This is a genomic window from Corynebacterium sp. 045007, assembly GCF_040743205.1.
GTDB lineage: Bacteria > Actinomycetota > Actinomycetes > Mycobacteriales > Mycobacteriaceae > Corynebacterium > Corynebacterium jeikeium_D.
This window is the reverse complement of sequence record NZ_JBFLKW010000064.1, coordinates 1-242: the sequence shown is the minus strand read 5'-3', so window position 1 is coordinate 242 and position 242 is coordinate 1. Positions and strand designations below refer to the sequence as shown.

The window sequence follows — 242 nt, the reverse complement described above, 5'->3', positions numbered from 1 at the left end:
AGATCCAGCACCAATCGCACTACCCGAAGTTATCGATGATGGATAAGCATCGCGTGATCTACGAGATGCTTATGGCCGGCTCATATAGTGTTGCCCAGATTGCTGCACAGGCTGGGGTGTGCACAACCACGGTGTACAACCGGCGGGCTAGATTGACCACTATGAATACCCGCAGTCGGATAACACCTGGTGATGTATCTCGTGTTGGTACTGGTCGGCGGCTAGGGCTGGCGGAACGCTTA

The 242-nt window shown here is 54.1% G+C and carries 1 pseudogene; it reads left to right on the top strand.

Features of this window, described 5'->3' with window-relative positions:
- Positions 1 to 35 precede the first annotated feature (35 nt).
- A pseudogene (locus AB1Z34_RS11205) lies at positions 36 to 242 on the top strand (IS30 family transposase); the annotation flags it as partial.